A 24743-nucleotide genomic window follows, 5' to 3' on the forward strand; every position below is an offset into this window, starting at 1 on the left:
CATGAGCGGCACCGAACCGGGGGAACGCTATGCGCGAGCGCTGGAGGCAAGATCGTCAAGACATGGAGAGACGGTCCGGTCAGCCCGGAAAATCCCGTTCCAGCCGCTGTGCTGGGGTCATAGCCCAGCCCTCCTCCAGGCGATCTCCACTTCGGAGTGCGAACGTCGACATCAAGACAAGGTCGGCATATTGCGGGAGGAGTGCGATGACCCGACGAGTCGTCATCACCGGTCTGGGCGTGGTCGCCCCCGGGGGAATCGGCACGGATGCCTACTGGGATCTGCTTTCCAACGGACGCACCGCCACGCGTCCGATCAGCTCTTTCGACGCTTCTCGGTACCGTTCGCAGATCGCTGCCGAGTGCGACTTCTCGCCTGAGCAGCACGGGCTGAGTCCCCAGGAGATCCGGCGGATGGACCGTGCGGCACAGTTCGCCTCGGTGGCCACCGACGAGGCGATGACCGACAGCGGTCTGACCGCGAGCGATCTCGCTCCGCACCGCGTCGGCGTCTCCATCGGCACCGCGGTCGGCTGCACCACGAGCCTGGAGAGGGAGTATGTCGTCGTCAGCGACGGTGGCCGGCACGACCTGGTCGACCACCGCTACGGAGTACCGCACCTGTACGACTACGCGGTTCCCAGCTCCGTCGCCGCCGAAGTCGCCTGGCGGGTCGGCGCCGAGGGCCCGGTGAACGTCGTGTCCACCGGATGCACCTCCGGGCTCGACGCCGTGGGACATGCGGCGGGGCTCATCCGCGAAGGGTCCGCCGACATCGTTCTCGGTGGCGCCACCGACGCGCCCATCTCACCCATCACCCTGGCCTGCTTCGACGCGATCCGCGCCACCTCGACGCGCAACGACGACGCAGCCCACGCGTCGCGGCCCTTCGACAGCACGCGCAACGGCTTCGTCCTCGGCGAGGGCGCGGCAGTGTTCGTCTTCGAGGAGCTGGAGCACGCACGGCAGCGCGGCGCGCGCATCTACGCCGAAGTCGCCGGCTTCGCCACGCGGAGCAACGCCTACCACATGACGGGGCTGCGCTCCGACGGCGTGGAGCTGGCCGAAGCGGTCACAGCCGCTCTGGCCCAGGCGGGCGTGACTCCAGGAGAGCTCGACTACATCAACGCCCACGGATCCGGCACCAAGCAGAACGATCTGCACGAGACGGCCGCGATCCACCGCAGCCTGGGCGAGCACGCCCGCACCACGCCGGTGAGTTCCATCAAGTCCATGATCGGGCACTCGCTCGGTGCGATCGGCTCTCTGGAGCTGGCCGCCTGCGTCCTTGCGATGCAGCACGACCTGATCCCGCCCACGGCGAACCTGCACGATCCCGACCCGCGCTGCGACCTCGACCACGTCCCGGTGACCGCTCGCCCGGCCAAGGTCAGGAACGTGCTGAGCACTGGCAGTGGCTTCGGAGGCTTTCAGAGCGCGGCCGTGCTGACCGCATGCGATCCGGCAGGAGGAATGGCCGCATGAGCACCACCACCGCAGCACCCACCGAACACCGCACGCCAGCGGCGGGCCCCGTGCAGCACACGGACAAAGCAGTCGTCACAGGGCTCGGCATCGTCGCTCCCAACGGGCTTGGAACCGAGGCCTACTGGATGGCGACCCTGCGGGGCGAGTCCGGCATCCGGCGCATCTCCCGGTTCGACCCCGATAGCTACCCGGCTCGGCTCGCCGGAGAGATCGCCGACTTCACCGCCGAGGAGCACCTGCCCAGCAGGCTGCTGCCGCAGACGGACCACATGACGCGACTGGCCCTCGTGGCGGCCGACTGGGCACTGGCCGACGCAGGCGCCGGGCCGGAGCAACTGCACTCGCTGGACGCGGGCGTGGTCACCGCCAGCGCGTCGGGCGGCTTCGCTTTCGGCCAGCGGGAGCTGCAGAACCTGTGGAGCAAGGGCAACGAGTACGTCAGCGCGTACCAGTCCTTCGCCTGGTTCTACGCCGTCAACACCGGCCAGATTTCGATCCGCAACGGCATGCGCGGCCCCAGCGGAGTGATCGTCGCCGACCAGGCCGGTGGCCTGGACGCCGTGGTGCACGCCCGTCGCCAGCTGCGCGCGGGGGCGTCGCTGATAGTCACCGGTGGCGTCGACTCGGCCCTCTGCCCGTGGGGGTGGGCGGCTCAGCTGGCGACCGGGTCGCTGAGCACCGCGCAGGATCCCGAGTGTGGCTACCTTCCCTTCTCCGCCGAATCCCGAGGGTTCGTCCCCGGCGAGGGAGGCGCGATCCTCGTCCTCGAATCGCAGGCAGCAGCAACCGCACGCGGAGCGCGGATCTACGGCGAGGTGGCTGGTCACGCCGCCACCTTCGATCCGCCTCCGGGAAGCGGCCGCGAGCCCGCCCTCAAGCAGGCCATCGTGCAGGCCCTGGCGGACGCCAGCTGCACTGCGGACGACGTGGATGTCGTCTACGCGGACGCAGCCGGCACTTGGGAGGGCGACGCGGTGGAGGCCGAGGCCCTGCGAGCCGTCTTCGGAGCCTACGGCGTGCCCGTCACCGCACCGAAGACCATGACCGGCCGCCTGTACTCGGGCGGCGGACCGCTGGACCTGGCCACAGCGCTGCTGGGCATCCGGGACTCGGTGATCCCGCCGACGGCCCACGTCAGCGAGGCGCACCCCGACCACCAGCTGGACCTGGTCGTGGGCGAGCCGAGGCGACAGGAGACGACCACCGCGCTCGTGATCGCCCGCGGACACGGAGGCTTCAACTCCGCCGTGGTCGTCAAGGCCGTCGACTCCAGTCACTGATCCGCTCTTGAGTCCGGCTCCTGTCGGCGCCGGACTCCTTCATCAGACCAACTCAACCTTTCTCAGGAGTGCAGAAATGACTCAGCAGATCACCCTGCAGGACATCCTCGACGCCCTGCGTACCGCGGCGGGCGACAGCACGGAGGCGGACCTGGCAGGCGACGTGGCGGACCTGGAGTTCGCCGCCCTCGGCTACGACTCCGTGGCCCTTCTGGAGACGGTCGGCGTCCTCGAGCGCCAGTTCGGCTTCACCCTGGGCGACGAGGTCATCGAGGAAGCCAAGGCTCCGAACGACCTCCTGCGCATCGCCAACGAGGCCGCCGCGGCTCTGCCGCTCGCAGCCTGAGCTATCAGTAGATGGCCTGGACGGTGCGGTGGTGCGAGCCGCGCTGCCCAGGCCATCGTCGTACGAGGAATTCCGTGTCTGGGTCTCGGCAGGTCTTGGTGCTGTCGGCGAATTCGGCCCGGTCTCGGTGTGAGCTCACGCTCACTCCAGGGCCGGGCTGATTCCACATGCGGCGAGGCTGCGAAGATGCGTTTCGTGATGACGAGCGCGGCGTGGGAGCGAATCCGGGGCGACCTGTGTCTCGGACAAGTCTTCCGGGGCACTGTCGTGAAGGTGCCCAGACCGGGGGCAATCGGGATTTTCGTCGACATCAGCCTGGCCATTGTGGGCTTCGTCGACACCCTGATGTTGCCGGAGCAGGAAGAGCGCTGGCCCGCCGAAGGCACGATCGCTGATTTCGAGGTCTGGTGGGCGGACAGCCGTCAGCGGGTCCGGCTGAAGCCGTCGGATCCGCGGTACCTGCGGGAGGACTTCGCGGACTTCGCCGCGCGTGTCAGGCCCAGTTGGCCGTCCGATATCGGGCGCCCGGTCCGCGACTGCGCGCCCGTCGGGCCGGATGAGGCTGCCTCGGCACTCGGTCGGCGGAGGCTCGGCCAAGTGTGAGACGCGGGAGTAACGTCCGTCTCCGATTCGGAGCGGGCCAGCCACGCCAAGAAGTCAGTACCCCCATTATCGGTCTGATGAGTCTTCTGGGCGGATCTGGAAGGCCGGATATGCCACCGCCGAGGGTGCGGTTGGCCGTGCTGTCGGCGGCTGCATCGAGGACGTCTGTACGGCTCGGCCGCCCGGTCTCGATGACGGAGATCGGGATGGGCGAGGCCGAGACACCGGATGCGGATCTGGGGCTGGTTTTCCCCAGGGAACCCGTTGATGCCGTCCGCGTCGCCACTTCGTTCTGGAGCAGTGTGAACCGCCGCGACTTCCTGACCGGATCGAGCTTCGCGCTCTCCGCGTTCACCACCCCCGTCACCCGCTGGCTCGTCACCCCCGCCGACGACACCGCCCACCACCGCGGCGGCACTCAAGTCGGCCGCCTGGACCTGGACGAACTGCGGGACGCGGCCGACGAGGCCCGCCGCTGGGACTCCAAATTCGGGGGCGGCAACTGGCGGGCGAACTCCGTAACCACCTGCCTGGAACAGCAGGCCGTCCCGCTGCTGCGGGGCTCGTTCTCCGACGAGGTCGGCTGCGAGCTGTTCTCCGTCACCTCCGAGCTCTCCCGCCTCGCCGGCTGGACGGCCTTCGACGTCGGGCAGCACGAGGTCGCCCAGCGGCACTTCATTCAGGTCCTTCGCCTCGCCCGGGCCGGCGGGGACGTCCAGCTCGGCTGCTATGTCTTGACGACCATGGCCATGCAGGCCCTCATGCGCGGATTCGCCGAGGAAGCCATCGATATGGCCCAGGGCGCCTTCGAACGTGCCAAGCACGACGCGGTGCCCCGGGTGCTGGCCTTCACCAAGCTCATCGAAGCCCGCGCTCACGCGCGGACCGGAGACGAGCGGGCCGCCTCCCGGGCCCTAGCCGCCTCCGAAAACCTCCTCGAGCGAACCCGTGAGGACAGCGGTGACGAGCCGGGGTGGATCGACTTCTATCACCACGCGCGGCTCTCCGCCGATGCCGCCGAGGTCTTCCGAGACCTGAAGAACCCCTAGGCCGCCCTGGCCTGGAACCAGCAGGCCGCCGCCATGCGGCCCGGGATATTCACCCACTCCGTCGGCATGCGGCTGGCCATCGTCGGAACCGCCCACCTCCAGGCCCGTGACCTCGACCACGGCCTGGAGCTGGGCAACCGATCTGTCGATATCCTCGCCCGCGTGCAATCGACCCGCGCGCTGGACTACGTCCGCGAGTTCAACACCGCCCTCGCCCCCTGGCGGCGCGAACCGGCTGTCCGCGAGTTCATCCACCGGACCCGGAAGGAACTCGGCGTCGCAGCCTGATGCATCACCAGCGGACCGCCGGACCCCAGGTGCCGTGGTCCGCTGTAATATCGCCGTGGCGTTATTCGGATACCAGGGCTTTCCAGCGTGAGCCACGCTCGCGAGTTCCTTCTCCGTGGCCGAAGCCCAGCGGCTGATGGATGCAGTGCCAGCAGACATGGCCACTGGTATCTGGCGTGCTCGCTGCTCTGTAACGCACCGTGTCGGACATGATGACCCGAGCCGGCATTCGGTAGCCGCCGCGGCCCCGAGCGACAAGCCCGCCTACCGGCCCGGTGGCGCTGAGTACTCCGGAGCCGGGGAGCCGAAACGCCTCTACGGCCCACGGGATCATCTCCATGGGCCGTCGACGGCGCAGTGGCTGATTACCAGGTGACCGGAACCTCGGTGAAGCCCTCGACCAGGACGCCGGTGTTGCGCACGAGCTGGTCGGCCGGCTTCGTCAGGCGAAGGCCGGGGAACCGGCGCACCAGCGTCTCCATCGCGGTCTGCAGCTCCAGGCGGGCGAGCGCCGAGCCGGCGCAGAAGTGCGGGCCGGCGCTGAACACGAGGTGGCGGTTGTCGTCACGGTCGATGTCCAGGCGCTCGGGGTTCTTGAAGACGGCCTCGTCGCGGTTGGCCGACTCCAGGGCGAGGATGACGGCGGAGCGGGCGGGGATGGTCACCTCGCCGACCTGGATGTTCTCGGCGGCGTAGCGCACGGCTGCGAGCTGCGAGAAGAGCACCTGGTAGCGCAGCAGCTCCTCGACGGCGGCCGGCACCCGGGACGGGTCGGCCTGCACCTTGGCGAGCTGCTCGGGGTGGGCCAGCAGGGTCACGACCGCGGCCGCCAGGTGGTTGGCGGTGGATTCGTAACCACCCATCAGGAGGCCCTGCACCCAGTAGAGGAGCTCGTACTCGCTCAGGAAGTTCTCGTCCTCGTCGCGGACGGCGATCAGCGAGCTTATGAGGTCGTCGGCGGGCTGCTCGCGCTTGGCGGCCACTAGCTGCTGGATGTAGCCGAACAGCTCGCCGCGGTAGCGGCCGACCTCCTCGGCGGAGTAGCGGTTGACCGAGAGGTAGGCGTCGGTCCACAGACGGAAGTTCTTCTGGTCCTCGACCGGCACGCCCAGCAGGCCGCACAGGGTGCGGATGCCCAAGGGGAAGGCGAGGTCCTCGACGATGTCGGCGGTACCGCCCTTGGCCTCCATCGCGTCCACCAGCTCGTCGACCAGGGCCTGGACGTGCGGCCGCATGCGCTCGACGCGCGCCGCGCTGAAGGCCTTGGCGATCAGACGGCGCATCCGCGGGTGCTGCGGCGGGTCCAGGCTGACGTTGGGGTCCTGGAACATCGAGTTGTCTTTGGTGATTCGCGGCAGGTCGTCGCTGGTGCGGTCGCGATGCAGCCGCGGGTCCGACAGCAGGGCGCGGATGTCCTCGTAACGCGTCACCACCCAGGCGGTGTCTCCGCTGGGCATCGTGACCTCCATAGCAGGCCGGTCGCGCAGGCCGTCCAACTCGGAGGGAGCGTCCAGGACGGTGCGTCGGTTGCCGAAGGGGTAGGCCGGCGGCGTCTGATGCATCGGGCAGGTGGTCAAGGGGAGGCTTCCTCTCCGTCACATGGAGCCTGTCTGTCAACACTGTGTCAGCAGCCGCTGAGGACTGGCTGAAGACTCTCCATAGAAACGCTACTGAATCGCTGGAGACTTCCTATACTCTACGGAGCCTCTTGAAGCTTCTTGTGTAGTGTGTTTGTTTAGTTGTCGCCACTTGTGTTGTGTTCCCGGCCCATGGCCGACGGAGAAGACCCAGATGATGCGGGGAAACACCATGGATGCCGCACCAACCGCAGTCGTTCCTATAAGTCCTCACACCAGGCCCGCACGGGGCAGCATCCTCGGCGACGAGGAACTGGCGGTGCTCGAAGAGGTCCTGCGCTCGGGCCGGACGCTGTCCGGCGGCATGTGGCGGGACCGTTTCGAGGAGGAGTTCCGAGCCCACCTGGGGGTGGAGCACGCCATCTCGGTCACCAGCGGTACCACGGCCCTGAGGCTGGCTGTCCATCTGCTCGGCCTCCGGCCGGGCGATGAGGTCATCGCCACGCCGCAGACCTACCTGGCGACGGTGCAGCCCCTGCTGGATTATGGCGTGCGCGTGCGCTTCTGCGACGTCGAAGCTGACTCGCTCAACATCGACGCCGACCGGATCGCCGAGCTCATCACCCCCCGTACCCGGGCCATCGTGATGGTCCACTACGGCGGCTGGGCCGCGGACATGCCGAAGATCATGGCGCTCGCGGAGAAGCACGGGCTGAAAGTCGTCGAGGACGCGGCGCACGCCCTGGGTGGCTCGCTGGACGGGCGGCCCCTCGGAAGCTTCGGGGACTTCGCCGTCTTCAGCTTCCACTCCTCCAAGAACATCACCACCCTCGGCGAGGGCGGGATGCTGGTGGTTCGCGACGCGGCCGTCGCACGCCGGGCCCTGGCGTTGCGTGACAACCTCGTGGACGCGCGGTATGTGCCCGCCAGGCACGTCTTCGACGGCACCCGACAGGCTCCGGTCGGCGCGCTTTTCCCGGAGGACGCGTACTCGAGCGACTGCCTGATGGTCCGGGGCACTGGCATCAACGGCACGCTCTCGGAACCGGCCGCAGCGGTTGGCCTCGTCCAGCTGCGAAGGCTGCCCGCCCTCCAAGCACGGCGCAGGGAACTGGCCCGCTACTACACGCGACGGCTTTCCGTGATCCCCGGCGTCCGCGTGCCCCAGACACCAGGGAACGTCGGCCACCCCTTCCATCTGTTCACCGCCTTCGTCGATCCGGACGTCATCGACCGCGACGCGCTGCTGGCCGCCATGGACGTCGAAGGCTGCACGCTGCAGCTGCGGTACTTCCCGCTGCACCTGATGCCGGAATGGCGCACCCGTGGCCATGGCGAGGGCGAATGCCCGGTCGCCGAGCGCCGGTGGTTCCGGGAGATGTTTAACCTTCCCTGCCAGCCGAGCATCGACGATACCCAGGCGACCCATCTGATGGACGCGGTGGAGCACTCCATCGCCACATGCCCCGCCGCACACACGTCTCTCGGAAGGACAGCCTGATGGCTCATGACTCTTATGACATAGCGGTCGTCGGAGGCGGCGCCGTCGGATTGAGCACCGCCTACTACGCGGCCGCACGTGGCGCCTCGGTGCTGGTGCTCGAGAGCGGGGACATACCGAACGAGACGGGCAGCTCCGCAGGGGCCGAACGGCAGTGGCGTGTGCAGTACACGCAGCGCGACCTGGCGGAGCTCACGCTCCAGGCGCTCCCGATGTGGCACGAGCTGGAGGCGCTGACCGGGCGCCGGCTGGTGCACCGCACCGGCAGCCTGTGGTTCGGCGACACGCTGGAGGCCACGAACGAAGGGCAGATCGCCGACGCCGCGCAGGTGCTCAAAGACCTGGGGCTGCGACACGAGTGGCTGGGCGCCGCGGCGATCGAGGAGCGTTTCGGCTTCGCCCGCCTGCCCAGCCACTACGAGGGCTTCTTCCAGCCCGACGGCGGCACCGTCGACGTGCGCGGCACCCTGTGGTCCCTGGCCCATCTCGCGCGCCAGCACGGCGCACAGATCCGTACGAACACGCCCGTCACCGCGCTGGAACCCCACGCCGACCGGGTCGACGTCGTCATCGGCGCAGAGCGCGTGAGCGCAGGCCACGTCGTGGTCACCGCCGGAGCGTGGACCAACAACCTGCTCAATCAGCTCGGCGTCCACTTGGACGTCGAGGTGTACGAGATGGCGACCGCCTACTTCCGTCAGCGCGACCCGCGAGCCGACCTGCCGACCTGGTTCGCCTTCCAGCAGCCCACGGACGAGGACAGCAACCTCTTCTACGGCTTCGGCAGCAACCCGTGGAGCCCCGGCGGTCTCGTGCGCGTCGCGCCCGACTTCGAAATCGCCCCCCGCGCACTGCCCGCCGAGCCCCGCCCGGGCCCTGACGCGCACCAGATCAGCCGCACGACCGACTTTGTCGCCCGGCACATGCCGATGCTCGACCCTCAGCCGCTCGACACCGGCTCCTGTGTGATCGCTTTGCCGCGCGACCATAGCCGGCAGTTCTACCTCGGGCCCCTGCCGCAGGGCGGCGGCTGCGAACGCGTACTCGTTCAGGCGGCCGGCTGGGCCTTCAAGTTCGTGCCGGTCTTCGGCCGGGCGCTGGCACAGCTGGCCCTGGACGGGACCACCGAATACGACCTGGCCCGCTCGGGCCTGTGACCGCATCAAGCCGCAGCCGACAGGCCGCACGCCACAAGGAGAAGCCCGTGGGACACCTGCACGTCATCGATGGAGCAGCCGTACGCAAGCTGCTCGACTACGACAACGCCATCCCCGCCATGGCCGACACCATGGCCAAGACCGCTCGCGGCGAGCTGTACGAGCACCCGCGGGTGACCGTCGAGCCGCCCGGCCACGGCGGCATGGTCCTGCTCATGCCGGCCGTCGGCGGCCAGGCCGAGGAGCCGGTCCTCGGCCTGAAGATGCTCAGCATGTTCCCCCGCGCCGGCGAGCGGGAACTGCCCAGCGTCCAGGGCCTGGTGATCCTCGTCGACGCGGTCCACGGCCAGCCCCTCGCCCTGGTCGACGCCATATCCGTCACCGAGATCCGCACCGCCGCGGTCACCGCTGTCGCCACCGACGCCCTCGCCCGCCGCGACGCCACCAACCTCGCCGTGATCGGAGCCGGTGTGCAGGCGCGCGGACACCTGGAGGCACTGGCCTCGGTGCGCCCCTGGGAGAGTGTGAAGATCTACAGCCGCACCCGCGCCAAGGCCGAGCAGCTCGCGGAGTGGGCGCGGACCCTCTACCCCCAGGTCGAGGTCTGCGACTCCAGCGCCGAAGCCCTGCGCGACGTGGACGTGCTTTGCACGGCGACGTCCGTCTCCGGCGACGAGCCCGTCTTCAACGCCGAGGAGCTGCCCAAGGACCACGGCGTGCACATCAACGCCATCGGTGCCTTCGGCCCGGGCTGCCGGGAGCTGCCCACCGCCACCGTCGCCTCCGCCCGGCTGATCGTTGACAGCAAGGAAGCAGCCCTGCGCGAGGCGGGTGACCTCCTCCTTCCCATCGCCGAAGGCGCCATCACCGCCGACGCTATCGCCGCAGAGCTCGGACAGGTGCTCGTCGGCCAGGCCGAGGGCCGGACCGAGGACAGCCAGCTGACGGTCTTCGAAACCCTCGGCCTCCCCGTCCAGGACGCCGTCGCCTGCGAACTGGTCTACCGGCGCGCCGTCGAGCAGGAACTCGGCAACCGCATCTCCTTCCCGTAAAACCCGCACACACGACCGAGGTGACTCCCGTGCGCACTGACGACAGCCGCACCTACCTCGTGGTGATCAACCACGAGGAGCAGTACTCCATCTGGGCCGACGCCCGCCCTGTCCCCGAGGGCTGGACCCCCACTGGCTTCTCAGGCCCCAAGGACGCCTGCCTGGCGCACATCGCCGAGGTATGGACCGACATGCGGCCCCTGAGCCTGCGGCAGCGCCTCGCCGCTGCTGGCGCCCAGTAACCGCGCCTCCAGCCGCCGACACCCCCTCCCCACGTGAAATGAGGTCAATGAAATGACGACGCAGGCGAAAGCAGAGAGCCCAGAGGCCGAAGCCCCGAAGAAAGCCGGACTCACCCAGAACAGCGACTTCATGAAGCTGTGGACGGGCGAGTCCGTGAGTCTCCTCGGCAGCGAAGTGTCGCTGATCGCTCTGCCTTCCCTCGCCGTCCTGGTCTTCGACGCCTCGGTCAGCACAGTCGGCCTCCTGGCCGCCCTGCAGTGGATCCCGTTCGTCCTCCTCGGGCCGATCGCCGGAGTCCTCACCGACCGCATGCGCCGACGGCCGCTGATGATCACGGCGAACATCGGCCGCGCCATAGCCCTCGGCTCCCTGCCGCTCGTGGCCGTCACCGGCACTTTGACGGTGGGCCACCTTTACGCGGTCGCCGTCGTCAAGGGCACCCTGGACGTGATCTTCCAGCTCGCCTACCAGGCGCACTTCCCGGCGCTGATCGAGCGCCAGGACTACGCCGAGGCCAACGCGAAGACGCAGATGAGCCGCTCGCTGGCCGCCGTCTTCGGCCGTAGCCTCGGCGGTCTGCTGGTCGGCGCGCTGGGCGCAGCCAAGGCCGTGACCGTCGACGCGGTGTCGTACCTGGTCTCCACCGTGACCCTCATGACGATCCGCAAGCCGGAGCCGGCTCCCCAGGCCAGCGGCCGCGGCGTGGGCGCGGCCGTGAGCGACCTCAAGCACGGCTTCACCACCCTCGTGGGGAACCGACTGCTGCGCAACCTGACCCTCATGGGCTTCTTCGGCAACCTCGCCGTCTCCATGACCATGGCGATGCTCGTCGTCTACACCTACGACGACCTCGACTTCAGCCCCGCCCAGCTGGGCCTGGTCATGGGCATCGGCGGTGTCGCCTTCGTCATCGGCGCAATCTTCTCCCGCAAGGCCCTGCACCACCTGGGCGTGGGCCGCACGCTGATCCTCACGCACGCCCTGCTCGGCGCCGCCCTCCTCCTGCTGCTGGCAGCCGGCAAGGGCCCGGCCGGCGTGGTCGTCGTCGCCCTCTCACAGTTCCTCTCCTCCCTGACCACCCCCATCGCCAACGTCGGCATCATGACGATGGTGCAGAAGGCCACGCCGCCGCACATGATGGGCCGCGTGGGCGGTGTGTCCCTGCCGCTGGTGTGGGGCGCCAACGCGCTCGGTCCCGTCCTGGGCGCCGCCGCCGCCTCGGCCTGGGGCAACGCCTCCGCGTTCGCCCTCGCCGGCGTCCTCGCCTGGACGGCCATCGTCTGGGTGGTCGCCGGATCGGTGCACCGGATCCACGACGAGGTACCGGCCGAGCTCCAGGCCGCGTAACCCCACGGGCCCGGCCGGCACGCGCCAGCCGGGCCCGGCTCGCCCTCAATCTGCAGACGAAGACGGGAACACCCGTGACCGATCACATATCTACTGACACCCTCGAACAGAAGCGGCAGCGTCTGGCCAAGCTGCTCGCGGAACGTGACCAGGGGCGGGAGACCCGTACCGGCCCCGTCTCCTTCGCCCAGCGAAGGCTGTGGATCCTGGACCGCCTCGTGCCCGGGAGCAGCGCGTACAACATCCCCATCGTCCTGCGCACGCACGCCGCCCCCGACCACGCGGCCCTCGGCCGCGCCCTGGCAGCGGTGATCCGCCGGCACGAGGTCCTGCGCACTGTCTTCCTCGCCACCGACGGCATGCCCGTGCAGCAGGTACGCCCGCCGTACCAGCCGGCCATCACTCAGCACGACACCAGCACCTGCGCCGACCCCCGTGACGCCGCGGACGCCCTCGTCAAGGAATGGTCCAGCAAGCCCTTCGACCTGGCCACGGGCCCACTGCTGCGCGCCATGACGGTACGCGTCGCCGACGACGAGCACCTCATCGCCCTGTGCGTCCACCACATCGTCTGCGACGGCTGGTCCGTCTCCACCCTCTTCCGCGAGCTGGACGCGCTCTACCACCAGTTCACCGGAGGAGCCGAGGCGAACCTGCCCGCCCTGCCGCAGCAGTACATCGACTACTCGGTGTGGCAGCGAGGCCGGCTCACCGGCGACCGCGAACGCGAGCTCACCGACTTCTGGCGTCAGAGCCTGACCGGCGCCCCGGGCATCCTCCAGCTGCCCATGGACCAGGCACGCCCCAACGGCCACCGGGTCAACGGCGGAGTCGAGGAGTTCGAGCTCCCCGAGGACCTCGCCCGCGTGGTGCACGCCTTCGCCCTGGAGGAGAAGACCACACCCTTCACGGTCCTGATGACCTGCTTCTCCGCGCTGATGAGCCGCTACAGCGCCCAGGAGGACATCGTCCTCGGCGTGCCCGTGGCCGGCCAGTCGCACCAGGAGCTCGAAGGCTTGATCGGTTTCTTCGTCAACACCCTGGTCATCCGCTCCGACCTCAAGCAGCAGCCGACGCTGCGGCAGGCGGTCCGCCGCGGCAAGGACGCGGTCCTGAGCGCCTTCGCGCACCAGGACATGCCGTTCGAAAAGCTGGTGGTCGACTTCCAGCCCGACCGCAACCCGACCGTGAGCCCCGTCTTCCAGGTTCTGTTCAACTACCAGACCGCAAGCGACGAGCGACTGCGGCTGCCGCACCTGCAAGCAGACTTGATGCCCTTCGACAGCGGCATCGTCCGCTTCGACCTGGAGATGAACCTCTTCGCCCACGAGAGCCGCCTCGGCGGCTCCTGGGTGTACAACCGGGAACTGTTCAGCCCGCAGACCGTAGCCCGCATGAGCCGCACGTTCGGCCAACTGCTGGCCCGGGCCCTGGCCAACCCCGACGAGCCGCTCGCCAGCCTGAACCTGCTGGAACAGGACGACCTGGCCGAACTCGAACAGCACATCACCGCGCCCGAGGTGGCCTTCGCCACCGAGGCCGACGTGCTCGTGAGCAGCCGAGCCGACGAAACACTGGCCACCCTCGCACAGCGACGCGTCGGCGAACTCCGCATCGGCCCCGGCCTGCTGCACCAGATCGTCACCGCAGTCGAAGCCGGCGCTTCGGTCCACGCCCCCCGGCGCATCGTGACCACGGGCGAGGCGCTGTCACTCGACCTGGAACAGCGGTGCCTCAAGGCACTGCCCGACTCACAGCTGTGGACCCTCTACCAGGCAGGTTCCCTCGGCGACGTGGCAGCCCGCCGCTGCCAGGGCGACGCCCCCGCCGGCCACGACATCGCCGGACGCGTGCTGCCTGGCCGCCGCGTCCGGATCCTGGACCAGTACGGGCACCCCACGCCCATCGGTGTGCCCGGCCAGGTCCACGTCTCCGTGCCCGGAAGCCCCGAGACGGACACCGGCGACCTCGGCCGCTTCCGAGAGGACGGCACCCTCGAAATCCTGGGAGCACGTGCCGAGCACGTCTACCTCAAGCAGGTCAGGATCCCCCGCGGCGAGATCGAAGCCGTCCTGCTCACCCACGAAGCGGTGGGCGACGCCCGCGTCCAGACCATGCTCGACGACGCCGGCCAGCTCACCCTGACCGCGTACGTCGTGCCCACCCCGGCCCCGGCCGACGCCACGGAGGACCCGGCGCTGCGCGCCTCCCTGCGCGCCCACTGCCAGCGACTGCTGCCCGAGGTGCTGCTGCCGACCGCCTACGTGCTCGTCGACAGCTTCCCCCTTACCGCCCAGGGCACCGTCGACCGGTCCGCCCTGACCCCGCCAGCAGCCGAACCGGAGCCCGAGACCACGCCCTACGCGGCCCCCACCGGACCGGTGGAACGCACCCTGGTCGAGATCTGGCAATCCGTCCTGGGCACCGAGAACATCGGCATTCACGACAACTTCTTCCTGCTCGGCGGACACTCCCTGCTCGCGGTGCAGGTCATGGCGCGACTGCGGCGCGCCACCGGCGTCGACCTGCCCGTCAGCGTGCTCTTCCGCTACCGCACCGTCGCCGACCTGGCCGCGCGCATCACCGAGCTGGGCGCCAGCACCGAGGAAAGGCCGGGAGCCCTCGCCCAGATCCAGTCCGGCACCGAAGCCCCCGCCCTGGCACTGGTGCACCCGGCAGGCGGCAGCGTCTTCTGCTACGCCTCGCTGGCCACGGCCCTGACCAACCGGACGGTCTACGGCTTCGAAGGCGGACAAGCAGCCCCCAGCCACGCCGCCCGCGCCGAGATGTACCTGGCCGAGCTGGAGGCCGCCACCGACCGGCCCTACCTGCTGGGCGGCTGGTCGCTCGGCGGCACCGTCGCCTTCGAGATGGCACGTCAGCTCCACGCCAGGGGAGTGGACCCCGGGCCCATCGTGCTCATCGACTCGTTCCTCTACGACGGTGACCCGAACGACCCGGGCACCCACGAGTACCTGCTGCGCAGCTTCCTCGAAGACCTGATGGCCGACCTGGGACTGCCCATGCCCGCCCTCACGCCCGGCAGCGAACGCCTGGGCACCCGAAGGCTGTTCGCCGACATCCTGGAGGGCCTCGGCGACACCGTTCCCGAGGGGCTCGACCTCGACGAGATCATGCGCCGCCACGGCATCTACCGGGACAACATGCTGGGCCTGGCCGGATACCGGCCCACCGGCCGCTACCCGGGCGAGGTCCACCTGATCCAGGCCGCGGACTCTCCGGAGGCGGCGGAAGGCTGGCGACGCGTCGCGGACAACGTGATCGTCCACCACGTGCCGGGAGACCACTACAGCATCATGCGCAACCCGCACCTGACACGCATCGCGCACATCCTCGATGACGTGCTGCGCAAGACCGGTGCCGCGCTGGAGGGCAACACACGATGACCACGGCTGAACTTCCCACGGAGATGCGAGCGGAAACCGCTGAGCCGGCCTCCGTGCTGGTCCTCGTTGCCGAAGCCGTCACGCGCTGGCCGGAGAAGACGGCACTCACCGGTGCCGACGGTGACGTCTCCTACCAGGAGCTGTGGGAGGAGTCCGGCCTCCTCGCGAACCGGCTGCGCAGGTCCGGAATCGGGCCCGGGGACGTGGTGGGCCTGGCTGCCCGCCGGTCGACGGGCCTGATCACGGCACTGATCGGGATCCTGCGCTCGGGCGCGGCCTTCCTCCCTCTGGACGCGAGCTACCCCCAGTCACGGCTGGAGTACATGCTCGATGACACCGGAGCAACGGTGGTCGTCGGCCATCAGGAGACCGCGCTCCGCTTCGCCGACGGCAGGCGCACGCTGATCCTCCTGGACGACGAAGAGGCAGCGCCTTCGGTTCCGGAGGCTCCGCTTCCCGCACTTGCCGAGCGCGGCGACCTGGCCTACGTGCTGTATACCTCGGGGACCACGGGAGCGCCCAAGGGCATCGCCATGCCGCACGGCGCGCTCGCTCACATCGTCGCCTGGCAGACACGTGTCTCCCAGTGCGGCCCCGACAGCCGGACCCTGCAGTTCCAGACGATCTCCTTCGACGTCGCCTTCCAGGAGATCTTCGCTTCGCTCGCCGTGGGCGGCACGGTGGTGTGCCTCGCGGAGGAGGACCGTCGCGACCCGGCACGCCTGTGGCAGGTCATTCTCGACGAACGCGTCGAGAGGATCTTCCTGCCGTACGTCGCCCTGCAGACCCTCGTGCTGGTCAGTGACAGCGTGCCGACCGAGGCGCTGGCACTGCGTGAGGTGATCACGGCAGGAGAGCAGCTGCAGTGCACACGCGCCCTGCGCGCCGTGTTCTCCGCATTGCCGCAGTGCGCTCTCGTGAACCAGTACGGGCCGTCGGAGGCGCACGTCGTCACCTGGTATCCGCTCACCGCCGACGCCGACCGCTGGCCCGCCCTGCCGCCGATCGGCACGGCGGTGCCCGGCAACCGCGTCTACGTGCTCGACGAAGCGGGGGAGGAGGTGGCCCCCGGCGGAATCGGCGAGATCTACGTCGGCGGAGAGCAGGTGGCCTACGGCTACTGGCAACGCCCGGACGTGACCGCCGAGCGCTTTATCCCCGAGCCCGGCTGGCCCGGCGCCCGCATGTACCGGACGGGCGACGTGGCCAGGCTCCGGCCCGACGGCGGCCTGGACTACCTCGGCCGGGCCGACGACCAGGTCAAGATCCGCGGTTTCCGCCTGGAACTGCCCGAGGTCGAACGTACCCTGGCCGACCTTCCGGGTGTGGAGACCTGCGGCGTGGCCGTGCGCGGCGACGACGGCATCGAAAAGGTGCTGGTGGCGTTCGTCGTCCCCGAGCCGGGAGACGATCCCGTACCGGTCGCCGGGCTCCGTGAAGCGCTGGAAGAGCGACTGCCGGACTACATGGTCCCGGGCCACTTCCGCACCATCACCGAGCTGCCGCGCATGCCCAACGGCAAGGTCGACCGGCCGAAGCTGAGGGCGATGGCGGAGTTGGGCGACTGAGCCTGTTGGAGGAGTTGGAGGGGCCGCGCATGCGCGGCCCCTCCAACTACGCAGAGCGATCCCAGGCATAGGTGGTATTGCGGCGTCAATATCTTGATGCTTGACCAGTTTGAGGTGCATTGAGCGTCAGTGTTGTGTCGCAGCCTCGCGCACATGAGCTACGACTTCGATGTCTGGACACCGTCCAGCGGGCGGTATAGGCGCCGGCGGCCGGACAGCTTCGTTCCTGCTTTGCCCCGATCATGCGGAATCGGTCCCGTGAGTGATTTCCCTAGGCCAGGTCGGCGACCCATGTTCGCGATCTCGCCACGTCTGCACCGAGAGCGGGTGCCAAGATCGTCGGAGGTCGGTGGCTGCACGCGAAGACGGGCGGCCCTGGTCGTCCGTACATCGTCTGGGGGCTTGTCGCAAAATGGTCTTAATCAGCGCCTTTGATCAGCGTGCTGTCGCTGTGGTTGCCTTGGAAGGGACGCGCCTCGAATGTGAGATGCTCGAAGAGGCTCTTGCCCAACGAGGCTGGCCCGTCATGGCGCGGGAGGGAAGCGCCGATGCGGTGGTTGCCGGGCTCGTCCGCTACACCGTGGAAGTTCGTTTCACCGGATCGCGAGTTCGCGCGTGCTCCGGAGCACGTGAACGCCTGCAGCTTCTCGCGGATGGGCTGTGTCTGGATCTCGTGGTGGAAGTCGTGGGCATGGTCCACAGGGATCCGCCCGATCACCCTGAATGGATCGCCTACCTCCCACCTGCCTCTCCTCCGGACCTGACGTCTTGGCCGTGGTACAGGCGTTGGCACGAGCAAGCTCGTCCATGGCTGGCCAGGACCTTGGGCACCCGTGACACCGCCAGGCGGATTACTGCCTCTGACCGAGGACGGGCCCTGCAACTGGCCAGGCAGGAGTTGCCCGGCATAGCCAGCCCGTCCAGTGGTGTAGATGTTCGTCGCCTGCTGGGTGTTGAGCGCGGTCCGCTACCGGGTGGGCCTCCTCGTCGCAATGCCCTGCGCCGGCAGATGTGGTGGCTGCTCCAGTTCGTACTGATCGCCATTGTGGCCGGAGCGGGTATCGCGGATCGGTGGTCCAGCGGCTTCCGTTCCTGGTGGTTGATGGGTGTAAGCGCAGTGTTCGCGGTGCTGGGCACTATCGCGCTGACCTGGCGAGGCATCGTGGTTCAGCCGAGATGGGTTGGCCCCTTGGTCGGCCTCGTCTTCGGGGCGGCAGCTGTAGGAATGGGCGCAATGCTGGCCGTCACGGCCCCGGACCGCCCGTCTGGCTCACGTATCCTGTTCCTGACCGCCGCGTCCTATGTCGTACTTGCGGGAATTTGGCTGTTGGTGCGGCAATGGAGTTGGCGTACGGCGATCCCGTGGTTGCTCCCAGTCGCTCTGCCGCTGGTGCTCGGCGTGTTTCCCGGAATTGGCCTCGTGGTCCATACCTTCTATCTTGATGCTTTTGACCTGCGTCTGGAGGACGTCGAGGTACCTGTGGTGTACCAGGTTGTCGCATCCTTGAAGGTCATCGCAGTGATGAGCATGTGGCTTCTGGCGCCGGCCTTCTGGGGGTATGCCAAGCACTTCCACTTTGCAATCCGCGACCGGTGGCTTGGGCATTTGATGCTGTGCTTCATCGCCCTCTTCAGCTTTGTAGCCGGCCCATGGGCGCTCGCTGTCGAGCCCGCAGATGAAGCCGGTCGACGAGCCATCGCAGCAGCTGCGGCAGGTCGTACCCCGGCCGCGTACTACGGCATCAAGCCGGAGTGGGTCTGTGTAGCACCGGTCGGCCGAGCTACGGAAACCGCCGTCGAGGGCGGGGAGTTCCGGCCTGAACACCCTTACCTCATGCTGGGTGACGCCGACGGAAGAGCCGTCTTGTGGGATCCGAAGGATCGACATGCCGTGAAGATTTCCATGAGCAAGATCAAGATAGTGCCCTCGGAGGGGACGGCCGCTGCTCGCTGCGGCTGAAGCGAGGCGGCAGGAGAGCGACGGTTCGGTCGTGGGAGGCCGGATGACCTGATCAAGACCGTGTTCTATGTGGTGAGGAGGTACCCGGTCACGGAGCATCCGCAAAAGCCTTTGGTGAACTACAGCCACCACTGCCGATCTCATGGCGCGGTATCGACATGGGTGCTTCAATCGGGGTCACGGTTAGGTGATAGGTCGTCCGGGAGCGCCGTTCAAGAGCACTTCGGCAACGTGGCTTCACCCTCGGCGCAATCTCCGGCATCCCGTGGACGCCTGGATCCGCACCGTCCTCGTTGATCCTGATCGGCCACAACGGCAGCTTGCATAAGCGGCTCCCCGGCACGATCCGTGAGTCTTGACGGAGGACCACCAGGTCACCGGAGCGGTGGTACGGATGCGTACCTTGACGCAGATACTGCGGCAAGAGCATCCGCAAGAACCGCACCCACGACAGCGCGCTGCAGGTCTGGATGACCCTCTCGAGCAGGGACGGGGCCTTGACCGCGTACACGTCCCGGTAGGCGAACATGCCGCCGGGCCGTAGAACCGTGACAATCGTGCGGATCATCTCGTGCAGCCCGCCATAGCTGTCCCCGTAAGAGTAGACCTCATCTGGAGTACGCGCCCGTCCTGGCCATCGTCGACAGTGAGGAGGCCGACGAGGGGACCACGCCCTGCTCGCGCAGCTGCATCCCACCGCGCGCCGGGTGCCGTCCGCGTCCGCCGAACTCGCGAGGGCCGCGTTCGCCGGGTTCGACGTCGAGGCCGCAGCAGCCGCCCAGCATCCCGCGTGCGCGCTCCTGCCCCAGGAAGCGGACGAGGGCGGCGTCACCACGTTCGTGTGGCGCCGCAGACGGCCGTTCCATCCCGAACACCTCTACCAGGCACTCGAAGATCTGTGCTGTGCCGCCGCCCGGAGCCGCGGCCGGATCTGGCTCGCGGACCGCCCCGACACGCTGCTCGCCTGGGACGCGGCCGGGGGAGCGCTTGGCGTGGAGAGCACCGGGCCGTGGCTGGCGTCACTGCCCGAAGCGGCCTGGGACGTGGTCCCGCCCATGTGCCAGGCCGCTGCAGCACTCGACTGGCACCCGGACCACGGCGACTGCTGCCAGCACCTCGTCTTCACGTCGCCCGGCCTGGACCGGGAGGGGCTGGAACAGCTGCTCCATTCCTGCCTGCTGACGGATGCGGAGTACGGGTCGGGACGCGAAGGCTGGAAGCACCTGCCGGCCGCCTTCGACGCCCTCCTCGACGCCGCCTGACATACGCACATACCTGATCACGGCCCGGCGAGGCCGTAACCGAATCGTTCATGCAAGGAGAAGCCGCCCCATGCCCCGACGCCCGCACCCCGGGCAAGCCCGTGAAGCCACGGCCCAACCTGCTCGACGCGGCCGAGATCACCTACCTCGACTACAAGGACAGGACCTGCTGCGGAAGTTCATCTCCGGCCGCGGAAAGATCCGCAGCCGACGCGTCACCCGGGTGACGGCCCAGCAGCAGCGGGCCCTTGCCACCGCCATCAAGAACGCGCGGGAGATGGCGCTGCTGCCGTACGCCAGCCGCTGACGGCCCGCCGGGCTCATCGCCCGGACACCGTCAGCCGGTCCGCCGGCGAGCCTCGCGGCGCGGGGATGTTCCACGTGGTGGTCGTTTCGCCTTCCTCGCGCGGGGAGGGCGGTCTGCGGGAATGTTGACTCCGCGCACCCGCGGCCTTCGCACCGGTCCCCGCACCGCCCCCCCCCGCACCGGTCCCCGTGGTCGCTTCGACCCACGTGTACGGCGAAGCCGTCCGGAGGTGGCGAGGGCCGTGCAGCCGTCGTGTCGATCACTAGCGACCGGCACAGAGCCCGCTCCTGCGAGGCCGCCACGAGTTCCCGGGCGCTGTCCGGCCGATCACGGTCGGAGTCCGTGATCGGCCGGACAGCGCCCGGGAACTCCGCGGGACGTGTGATCATTCGTCTGCGGGCCGTCGGCAGCTGTCGTACGGTTCCCCGTGACCCTTTGAGGACGCGATACCGCATGGAACTTCCTCGAGTCCGCCTAGCCCTCCCGCGGCACCACCACAGCCGTCCGGACTAGACCATCCGTCACAGAGAAGCGCCCCCGCAGAGTGCCTGGGACTGCGGCCGGCAGCTGGCGCGGCAGCACATAGGCCGTGAACCTACCGCCGGAATCCAGGTCGATCCGGACGTCGTGGAAGTCCAGCCAGGCGCCGGTCAGTGGTGACCACGCCTTGTAGACGGCCTCCTTGGCGCTGAAGTAGACGGTGGGCCAGTGCGGTGCGCCTTCTCCGGGGCCCGCGCACCATTCCAGTTCCTCGTCCCGGCAGACGAGGCGCCGGGTCCGGGCGGAGAGGGCCAGATTGTCCTCGGCGTCGATGCCGACCGAGCGGGCATCGGTGGTGCGGGCGACCGCGGCTGCGCAGTATCCCGTGGTGTGGGAGATGCTGCCGACAACGCCTTCGGGCCATAGGGGCGCCCGGTTGGGGGCAACCGGTACGGGCACTCGGCCCAGTCCCAGCGAGGTCAGTGCCCGCCGTGCACAGGAGCGGCCCGCGGCGAACTCGCACCGACGGGCGAACACCGCGCGCTCGTTGAGGCCGGCTCGTTCCTCGGGCAGGGGAGTGCTGGACCAGTCGGAGGCGTCGGCGACAGCGACGGCCACCGAGTCCGGCAGAAGGTCACGCATGTCCGGTCTCCCACCGTACGAAGCGATACTTTGGAGACTTCACTTGTAGAGTGTATAGCTTTTTGTAGAGTGTCGGCATGGCGATTAAAAAACCTGCTTCCCCGGCGAACCCCTGGTTCCTCTCGACGCCCGACGCCGAGGCACCGATGCGGCTGTTCTGCTTCCCCTACTCCGGCTGCGGCGCTTCCATGTTCCGCGCCTGGCCGCGGTACATCGGCCGGGCCGAGGTGGTCCCCCTCCAGCTGCCCGGCCGTGAGAACCGCACCCGTGAGCCCCACTTCGGCACCTACGAGCAGCTGGCGGACCAGCTCGTCGAAGGCATCGCGGACTACCTCGACCGGCCGTACGCGGTCTTCGGCCACTGCGGCGGTGCGCTGCCCGCCTTCGAGAGCGTCCTGCGCATCACCGAACGGGGTCTTCGCGCCCCAGAACGGGTCTTCGTCTCCTCGCAGGTCGCGCCGCAGGACGGTCCCTACGGGCGCTTCCTCGGACTGGACGAGGCCGGGCTGAGGAACGAGCTGGTACAGCTGCTGTCGGCCATGGGGGCCGGCGAGCCTCCCGCCGAGATCCTCGACCTGTACGTGGAGGTCCTGATCGCCGATGTCGAGGCCAACAAGCGGTACCGCAAGGACGCGGCGGGGTCCGTACCGTGCCCCGTCACCGCGCTCGGCTGGGACGAGGACGTGGAGGTGCCGCACGCGTTGATGACCGGCTGGGCGCCGTGGACGCCCGAGGGGCGGGCGGACAAGACGGTGCTGCACGGCAGCCACTACACCTTCCTGGACGCCCCGCAGGACATGGTCCAGGCACTCGCCGCGCAAATGGAACCCGCGCAGGTGTGAACGAAGAACCCGGGGCGGAGTGAGGTCATTGCTCCGCCCCGGGGTGTTCAAGGGGCGCCAGGGCGTCAGCCGCCGACCGCCGCCAGCCGGGCGCGGCCGGCCTCCGCCCACAGAGCCGCCGGCGGACCGAGACGTACCGCCTCGCCCGCGGCGAGGCGGTAGGCCGCAGCCGGCACCGAGTGGGCGAGCATGCCCCGCACACCGTGCAACTGGACAGCGAGCCTCCCCGCCTTCAGAGCGTGCTCGGCCGCGGCGGCCAGCACCTGCGGGGCACAGGAGGCGGATGCCTCGCCACGGTCGTGCGCCCAGGCCGTCTCGTTCAGGAGCAGTTGCCAACCGTCGGCCTCACCCAGCAGCGTCGTGATCCGATGGCTGACGGTCTGAAAGTCCAGCAGCGGCTTGCCGAACTGCATCCGGCGACCGGCGTGGGCCCGAGCGGCGTCCAGAGCGCGGGCGGCCAGTCCCAGCAGCAGCGCCGCCTGGCGGATGCGGGCCGCAGCCACAGCCCGGCGCCGAGCGTCCTCCGTGACCGCGACCGGCAGGCCTTCGGCCGCCGTGAAGCGCCAGCGAGCGGCGGGCACGCCCAGCAGTTCCGCATGCTGCCGCACCGTGGTGTTGATGTCGGGCCGCAGGAGCAGCCAGCGGTGCTCTCCGCCGTCCTGCGCCGCCCGGACAAGCGCGAGGTCCCAGTCGCCGGCCGGGAGCACGCCGCTGTCGCCCCACAGTAGACCGTCGGCGTCCAAGCGGACTGTCGGCGCGTCATCGTGCAGTCCGATCACCACCGCGGTGCCGGTGCCTTCGTGGATCCGGCCGAGGACCTCATCGGGGGCGTCGATGCCGGAATCGGCGAGGAGGCCTAGGCACAGCAGCGTCGACTGGTGTTCCGGCACGGGCTCCAGCCCGTACCCCAGTTGCCGGTTGACGGCGGTGTCCGCGATCAATCCCAGTCCCATGCCGCCCTGGGTGGTCGGCAGGCTCATCGTGGGGACCCCGACGGCTGCGAGTTCGTCGCGGACCTCTCCGGTGTGGGTCAGTGCGAGCCGCACAGCGTCGGCGATCCGCGACTGAATCGGATCCTGGTGCAGGTCCATGGCTAGGCAGCCTTTCCGGAGCGATCGTGGTTGTGGTCGTGCCCGAAGCGGGACGAACCGTCGTCCGCCCGGTCGTCCTCGTGGTGCAGGCGGGCGCCGGCGACGATCTCCAGGAGCACCTCGGACGCTCCGCCGGAGATGGTCATGCCTGCTGCCTCGCGATACGCAGCCTCCAGCACCTCACTGCCCGCGATTTCAGGGTCGCCGGCAGCCATGGGCAGACCGAGATGCTCCAGTGACCACCAGGCGATGCGCTGTGCGGCGTCGGAGTTGTACCACTTGGCCAGTGAGGCCTCGGCGATATCGGGCTCGTCCTCATGCAGCCTCTGCAGAGCCCGGCTGGTGAGCAGCCGGCCCGCGTCGAGGCGCGCCCACTGCTGGGCCAGGCCCGAGGCCTCCGCAGCACTGACGTCCCGGCCGCCTGCTGTGAGCTGCTCCTGCGCCAGTCGCAGCCAGTGCAGTCCCCGGGCGTAATAGTCCAGGCCGCTGCGCTCCGCTGAGAACATGCCGTTGATCAGCGACCAGCCGGCGCCGGGAGCACCGAGCAGATTGTCGTCGGTCAGCTGCACGCCTTCCAGACGGACGTCGTTGAAGTGCTCATCGGCCAGGCTGGGCAGGGGGCGTACCGTGACCCCGGGGTCGTCCAGCGGGACGAGGAAGAGGCTGATCCCCTCGTACTGGCTGACGGAATCGTCCGTGCGGACCGCTACGAGCGCCACATCGGCGTACCCGGTCTTGAGGTTGAACTTCTTGTGGCCGTTGAGGGTCCACGTACCGGTGCGGAGGTCGCGTTCGGCCCGGCTGGTGATTCCCGCCAGGTCGGAACCGTTGCCGGGCTCGGTGAACAGGATGCAGGCCGCCAGGTCACCCGTGGCGAGCCGGGGCAGCAGCGTGCGCTTCTGTTCGTCCGTGCCGGCCTGCAGGATGAGGGACCCTACGATCTGCACGGAGATGAAGTAGAGACTCTGTGGAACACCGCAAGAGACCATCTCCTCCAATAGGGCGATGGACTCTGTGAAATCGCCACCGCGGCCACCGTATTCGGTGGGCCAAGTGGGGGCGAGGATACGGTGTTCGCCCAGGAGCCGGTAGAGCTCGCGCACGTCCCCATCGAGGCCATCCTCGCGCGCAGCTACCTTGTTGACCAGGTCATTGACAGCAGACGAGGACAGCACCGCACGCAGTTCTCGGCGGAATTCGACTGTCGTCTGCGGAACACTGAAGTCCATGGCATCACCCTTGTCTAGACTCTGG

At 68.9% G+C, this 24743-nt stretch carries 19 protein-coding genes and 2 pseudogenes; 17 read left to right on the top strand and 4 right to left on the bottom strand.

The features are described from left to right. Nucleotides 1–206 precede the first annotated feature (206 nt). The 6 genes from ACZ6MA_RS26920 (at nucleotide 207) to ACZ6MA_RS26945 (ending at nucleotide 5053) form a co-directional block, all read left to right on the top strand. Complete coding sequence (locus ACZ6MA_RS26920) at nucleotides 207–1484, top strand: beta-ketoacyl-[acyl-carrier-protein] synthase family protein (RefSeq protein ID WP_469436618.1); 1278 nt, start codon at nucleotides 207–209, stop codon at nucleotides 1482–1484. Beyond that, complete coding sequence (locus tag ACZ6MA_RS26925) at nucleotides 1481–2767, top strand: ketosynthase chain-length factor (RefSeq protein ID WP_469436619.1); 1287 nt, start codon at nucleotides 1481–1483, stop codon at nucleotides 2765–2767. Before ACZ6MA_RS26920 ends, ACZ6MA_RS26925 begins: the two co-directional genes overlap by 4 nt. Nucleotides 2768–2843: 76 nt before the next feature. Continuing rightward, a complete protein-coding gene (locus ACZ6MA_RS26930; protein WP_469436621.1) occupies nucleotides 2844–3113 on the top strand; it encodes an acyl carrier protein in 270 nt (89 codons plus the stop codon). A gap of 186 nt (nucleotides 3114–3299) precedes the next feature. Next, entirely contained in the window at nucleotides 3300–3716 is a 417-nt protein-coding gene (locus ACZ6MA_RS26935) for a hypothetical protein (protein ID WP_469436623.1), read from the top strand. Between the two features lie 206 nt (nucleotides 3717–3922). Further along, nucleotides 3923–4765 carry a sporulation protein gene (locus ACZ6MA_RS26940; RefSeq protein ID WP_469436624.1) on the top strand — a complete coding sequence of 281 codons (843 nt, stop codon included), beginning with the start codon at nucleotides 3923–3925 and terminating at the stop codon, nucleotides 4763–4765. 33 nt (nucleotides 4766–4798) lie between these two features. Beyond that, entirely contained in the window at nucleotides 4799–5053 is a 255-nt protein-coding gene (locus ACZ6MA_RS26945; protein ID WP_469436625.1) for a hypothetical protein, read from the top strand. A gap of 365 nt (nucleotides 5054–5418) precedes the next feature. Here the strand turns inward: ACZ6MA_RS26945 and ACZ6MA_RS26950 are convergent, their stop codons facing one another. Continuing rightward, nucleotides 5419–6615: a cytochrome P450 gene (locus ACZ6MA_RS26950; protein WP_469436626.1), complete on the bottom strand. Its 1197-nt coding sequence runs from the start codon at nucleotides 6613–6615 to the stop codon at nucleotides 5419–5421. Nucleotides 6616–6862: 247 nt separating this feature from the next. Between ACZ6MA_RS26950 and ACZ6MA_RS26955 the strand changes: the two genes are divergently transcribed. The 10 genes and pseudogenes from ACZ6MA_RS26955 (at nucleotide 6863) to rpsR (ending at nucleotide 20434) form a co-directional block, all read left to right on the top strand. Next, nucleotides 6863–8131: a DegT/DnrJ/EryC1/StrS family aminotransferase gene (locus ACZ6MA_RS26955; RefSeq protein ID WP_469436628.1), complete on the top strand. Its 1269-nt coding sequence runs from the start codon at nucleotides 6863–6865 to the stop codon at nucleotides 8129–8131. Continuing rightward, a complete protein-coding gene (locus ACZ6MA_RS26960) occupies nucleotides 8131–9288 on the top strand; it encodes an NAD(P)/FAD-dependent oxidoreductase (protein ID WP_469436629.1) in 1158 nt (385 codons plus the stop codon). Before ACZ6MA_RS26955 ends, ACZ6MA_RS26960 begins: the two co-directional genes overlap by 1 nt. A gap of 47 nt (nucleotides 9289–9335) precedes the next feature. Beyond that, on the top strand, nucleotides 9336–10340 hold the full coding sequence (locus ACZ6MA_RS26965) for an ornithine cyclodeaminase family protein (RefSeq protein WP_469436630.1): 1005 nt from the start codon (nucleotides 9336–9338) through the stop codon (nucleotides 10338–10340). Nucleotides 10341–10369: 29 nt separating this feature from the next. Next, the gene (locus tag ACZ6MA_RS26970) at nucleotides 10370–10582 is read left to right on the top strand and encodes an MbtH family protein (protein ID WP_469436631.1); all 213 of its coding nucleotides are present in this window, start codon (nucleotides 10370–10372) and stop codon (nucleotides 10580–10582) included. A 52-nt stretch (nucleotides 10583–10634) separates the two neighbouring features. Continuing rightward, the gene (locus ACZ6MA_RS26975; RefSeq protein ID WP_469436633.1) at nucleotides 10635–11930 is read left to right on the top strand and encodes an MFS transporter; all 1296 of its coding nucleotides are present in this window, start codon (nucleotides 10635–10637) and stop codon (nucleotides 11928–11930) included. 74 nt (nucleotides 11931–12004) lie between these two features. After that, nucleotides 12005–15337, top strand: coding sequence for a condensation domain-containing protein (locus ACZ6MA_RS26980; RefSeq protein ID WP_469436634.1), 3333 nt, complete (start codon nucleotides 12005–12007; stop codon nucleotides 15335–15337). Then, entirely contained in the window at nucleotides 15334–16905 is a 1572-nt protein-coding gene (locus ACZ6MA_RS26985; RefSeq protein ID WP_469436636.1) for an amino acid adenylation domain-containing protein, read from the top strand. The genes ACZ6MA_RS26980 and ACZ6MA_RS26985 overlap by 4 nt, the downstream gene beginning before the upstream one ends. Nucleotides 16906–17254: 349 nt before the next feature. Further along, nucleotides 17255–18865 carry a hypothetical protein gene (locus tag ACZ6MA_RS26990; protein WP_469436638.1) on the top strand — a complete coding sequence of 537 codons (1611 nt, stop codon included), beginning with the start codon at nucleotides 17255–17257 and terminating at the stop codon, nucleotides 18863–18865. A gap of 612 nt (nucleotides 18866–19477) precedes the next feature. Then, a pseudogene (locus ACZ6MA_RS26995) lies at nucleotides 19478–20127 on the top strand (GTP-binding protein); the annotation flags it as partial. A 50-nt stretch (nucleotides 20128–20177) separates the two neighbouring features. Continuing rightward, nucleotides 20178–20434: pseudogene (gene rpsR / locus ACZ6MA_RS27000) on the top strand (30S ribosomal protein S18). Between the two features lie 474 nt (nucleotides 20435–20908). Here the strand turns inward: rpsR and ACZ6MA_RS27005 are convergent. After that, nucleotides 20909–21556 (bottom strand): 4'-phosphopantetheinyl transferase family protein, encoded by a 648-nt coding sequence (locus ACZ6MA_RS27005; protein WP_469436639.1) that lies wholly within the window; start codon nucleotides 21554–21556, stop codon nucleotides 20909–20911. A 77-nt stretch (nucleotides 21557–21633) separates the two neighbouring features. Here ACZ6MA_RS27005 and ACZ6MA_RS27010 point away from each other — a divergent pair, with 77 nt between their 5' ends. Beyond that, nucleotides 21634–22398 (top strand): thioesterase II family protein, encoded by a 765-nt coding sequence (locus tag ACZ6MA_RS27010; RefSeq protein WP_469436640.1) that lies wholly within the window; start codon nucleotides 21634–21636, stop codon nucleotides 22396–22398. A gap of 65 nt (nucleotides 22399–22463) precedes the next feature. Here the strand turns inward: ACZ6MA_RS27010 and ACZ6MA_RS27015 are convergent, their stop codons facing one another. Together ACZ6MA_RS27015 and ACZ6MA_RS27020 are read right to left on the bottom strand one after the other, a co-directional pair. After that, the gene (locus ACZ6MA_RS27015) at nucleotides 22464–23489 is read right to left on the bottom strand and encodes an acyl-CoA dehydrogenase family protein (RefSeq protein ID WP_469436641.1); all 1026 of its coding nucleotides are present in this window, start codon (nucleotides 23487–23489) and stop codon (nucleotides 22464–22466) included. A gap of 2 nt (nucleotides 23490–23491) precedes the next feature. After that, nucleotides 23492–24718: an acyl-CoA dehydrogenase family protein gene (locus ACZ6MA_RS27020; RefSeq protein ID WP_469436643.1), complete on the bottom strand. Its 1227-nt coding sequence runs from the start codon at nucleotides 24716–24718 to the stop codon at nucleotides 23492–23494. Nucleotides 24719–24743 lie beyond the last annotated feature (25 nt).

The sequence above is a fragment of the Streptomyces sp. NPDC042259 genome, from assembly GCF_055582085.1.

Coding starts and splice junctions, on each gene's coding strand:
- ACZ6MA_RS26920 (WP_469436618.1), top strand. CDS start 207: ATGACCCGACGAGTCGTCATCACCGGTCTGGGCGTGGTCGCCCCCGGG.
- ACZ6MA_RS26925 (WP_469436619.1), top strand. CDS start 1,481: ATGAGCACCACCACCGCAGCACCCACCGAACACCGCACGCCAGCGGCG.
- ACZ6MA_RS26930 (WP_469436621.1), top strand. CDS start 2,844: ATGACTCAGCAGATCACCCTGCAGGACATCCTCGACGCCCTGCGTACC.
- ACZ6MA_RS26935 (WP_469436623.1), top strand. CDS start 3,300: ATGCGTTTCGTGATGACGAGCGCGGCGTGGGAGCGAATCCGGGGCGAC.
- ACZ6MA_RS26940 (WP_469436624.1), top strand. CDS start 3,923: ATGGGCGAGGCCGAGACACCGGATGCGGATCTGGGGCTGGTTTTCCCC.
- ACZ6MA_RS26945 (WP_469436625.1), top strand. CDS start 4,799: ATGCGGCCCGGGATATTCACCCACTCCGTCGGCATGCGGCTGGCCATC.
- ACZ6MA_RS26950 (WP_469436626.1), bottom strand. CDS start 6,615: ATGCATCAGACGCCGCCGGCCTACCCCTTCGGCAACCGACGCACCGTC.
- ACZ6MA_RS26955 (WP_469436628.1), top strand. CDS start 6,863: ATGGATGCCGCACCAACCGCAGTCGTTCCTATAAGTCCTCACACCAGG.
- ACZ6MA_RS26960 (WP_469436629.1), top strand. CDS start 8,131: ATGGCTCATGACTCTTATGACATAGCGGTCGTCGGAGGCGGCGCCGTC.
- ACZ6MA_RS26975 (WP_469436633.1), top strand. CDS start 10,635: ATGACGACGCAGGCGAAAGCAGAGAGCCCAGAGGCCGAAGCCCCGAAG.
- ACZ6MA_RS26985 (WP_469436636.1), top strand. CDS start 15,334: ATGACCACGGCTGAACTTCCCACGGAGATGCGAGCGGAAACCGCTGAG.
- ACZ6MA_RS27005 (WP_469436639.1), bottom strand. CDS start 21,556: ATGCGTGACCTTCTGCCGGACTCGGTGGCCGTCGCTGTCGCCGACGCC.
- ACZ6MA_RS27010 (WP_469436640.1), top strand. CDS start 21,634: ATGGCGATTAAAAAACCTGCTTCCCCGGCGAACCCCTGGTTCCTCTCG.
- ACZ6MA_RS27015 (WP_469436641.1), bottom strand. CDS start 23,489: ATGGACCTGCACCAGGATCCGATTCAGTCGCGGATCGCCGACGCTGTG.
- ACZ6MA_RS27020 (WP_469436643.1), bottom strand. CDS start 24,718: ATGGACTTCAGTGTTCCGCAGACGACAGTCGAATTCCGCCGAGAACTG.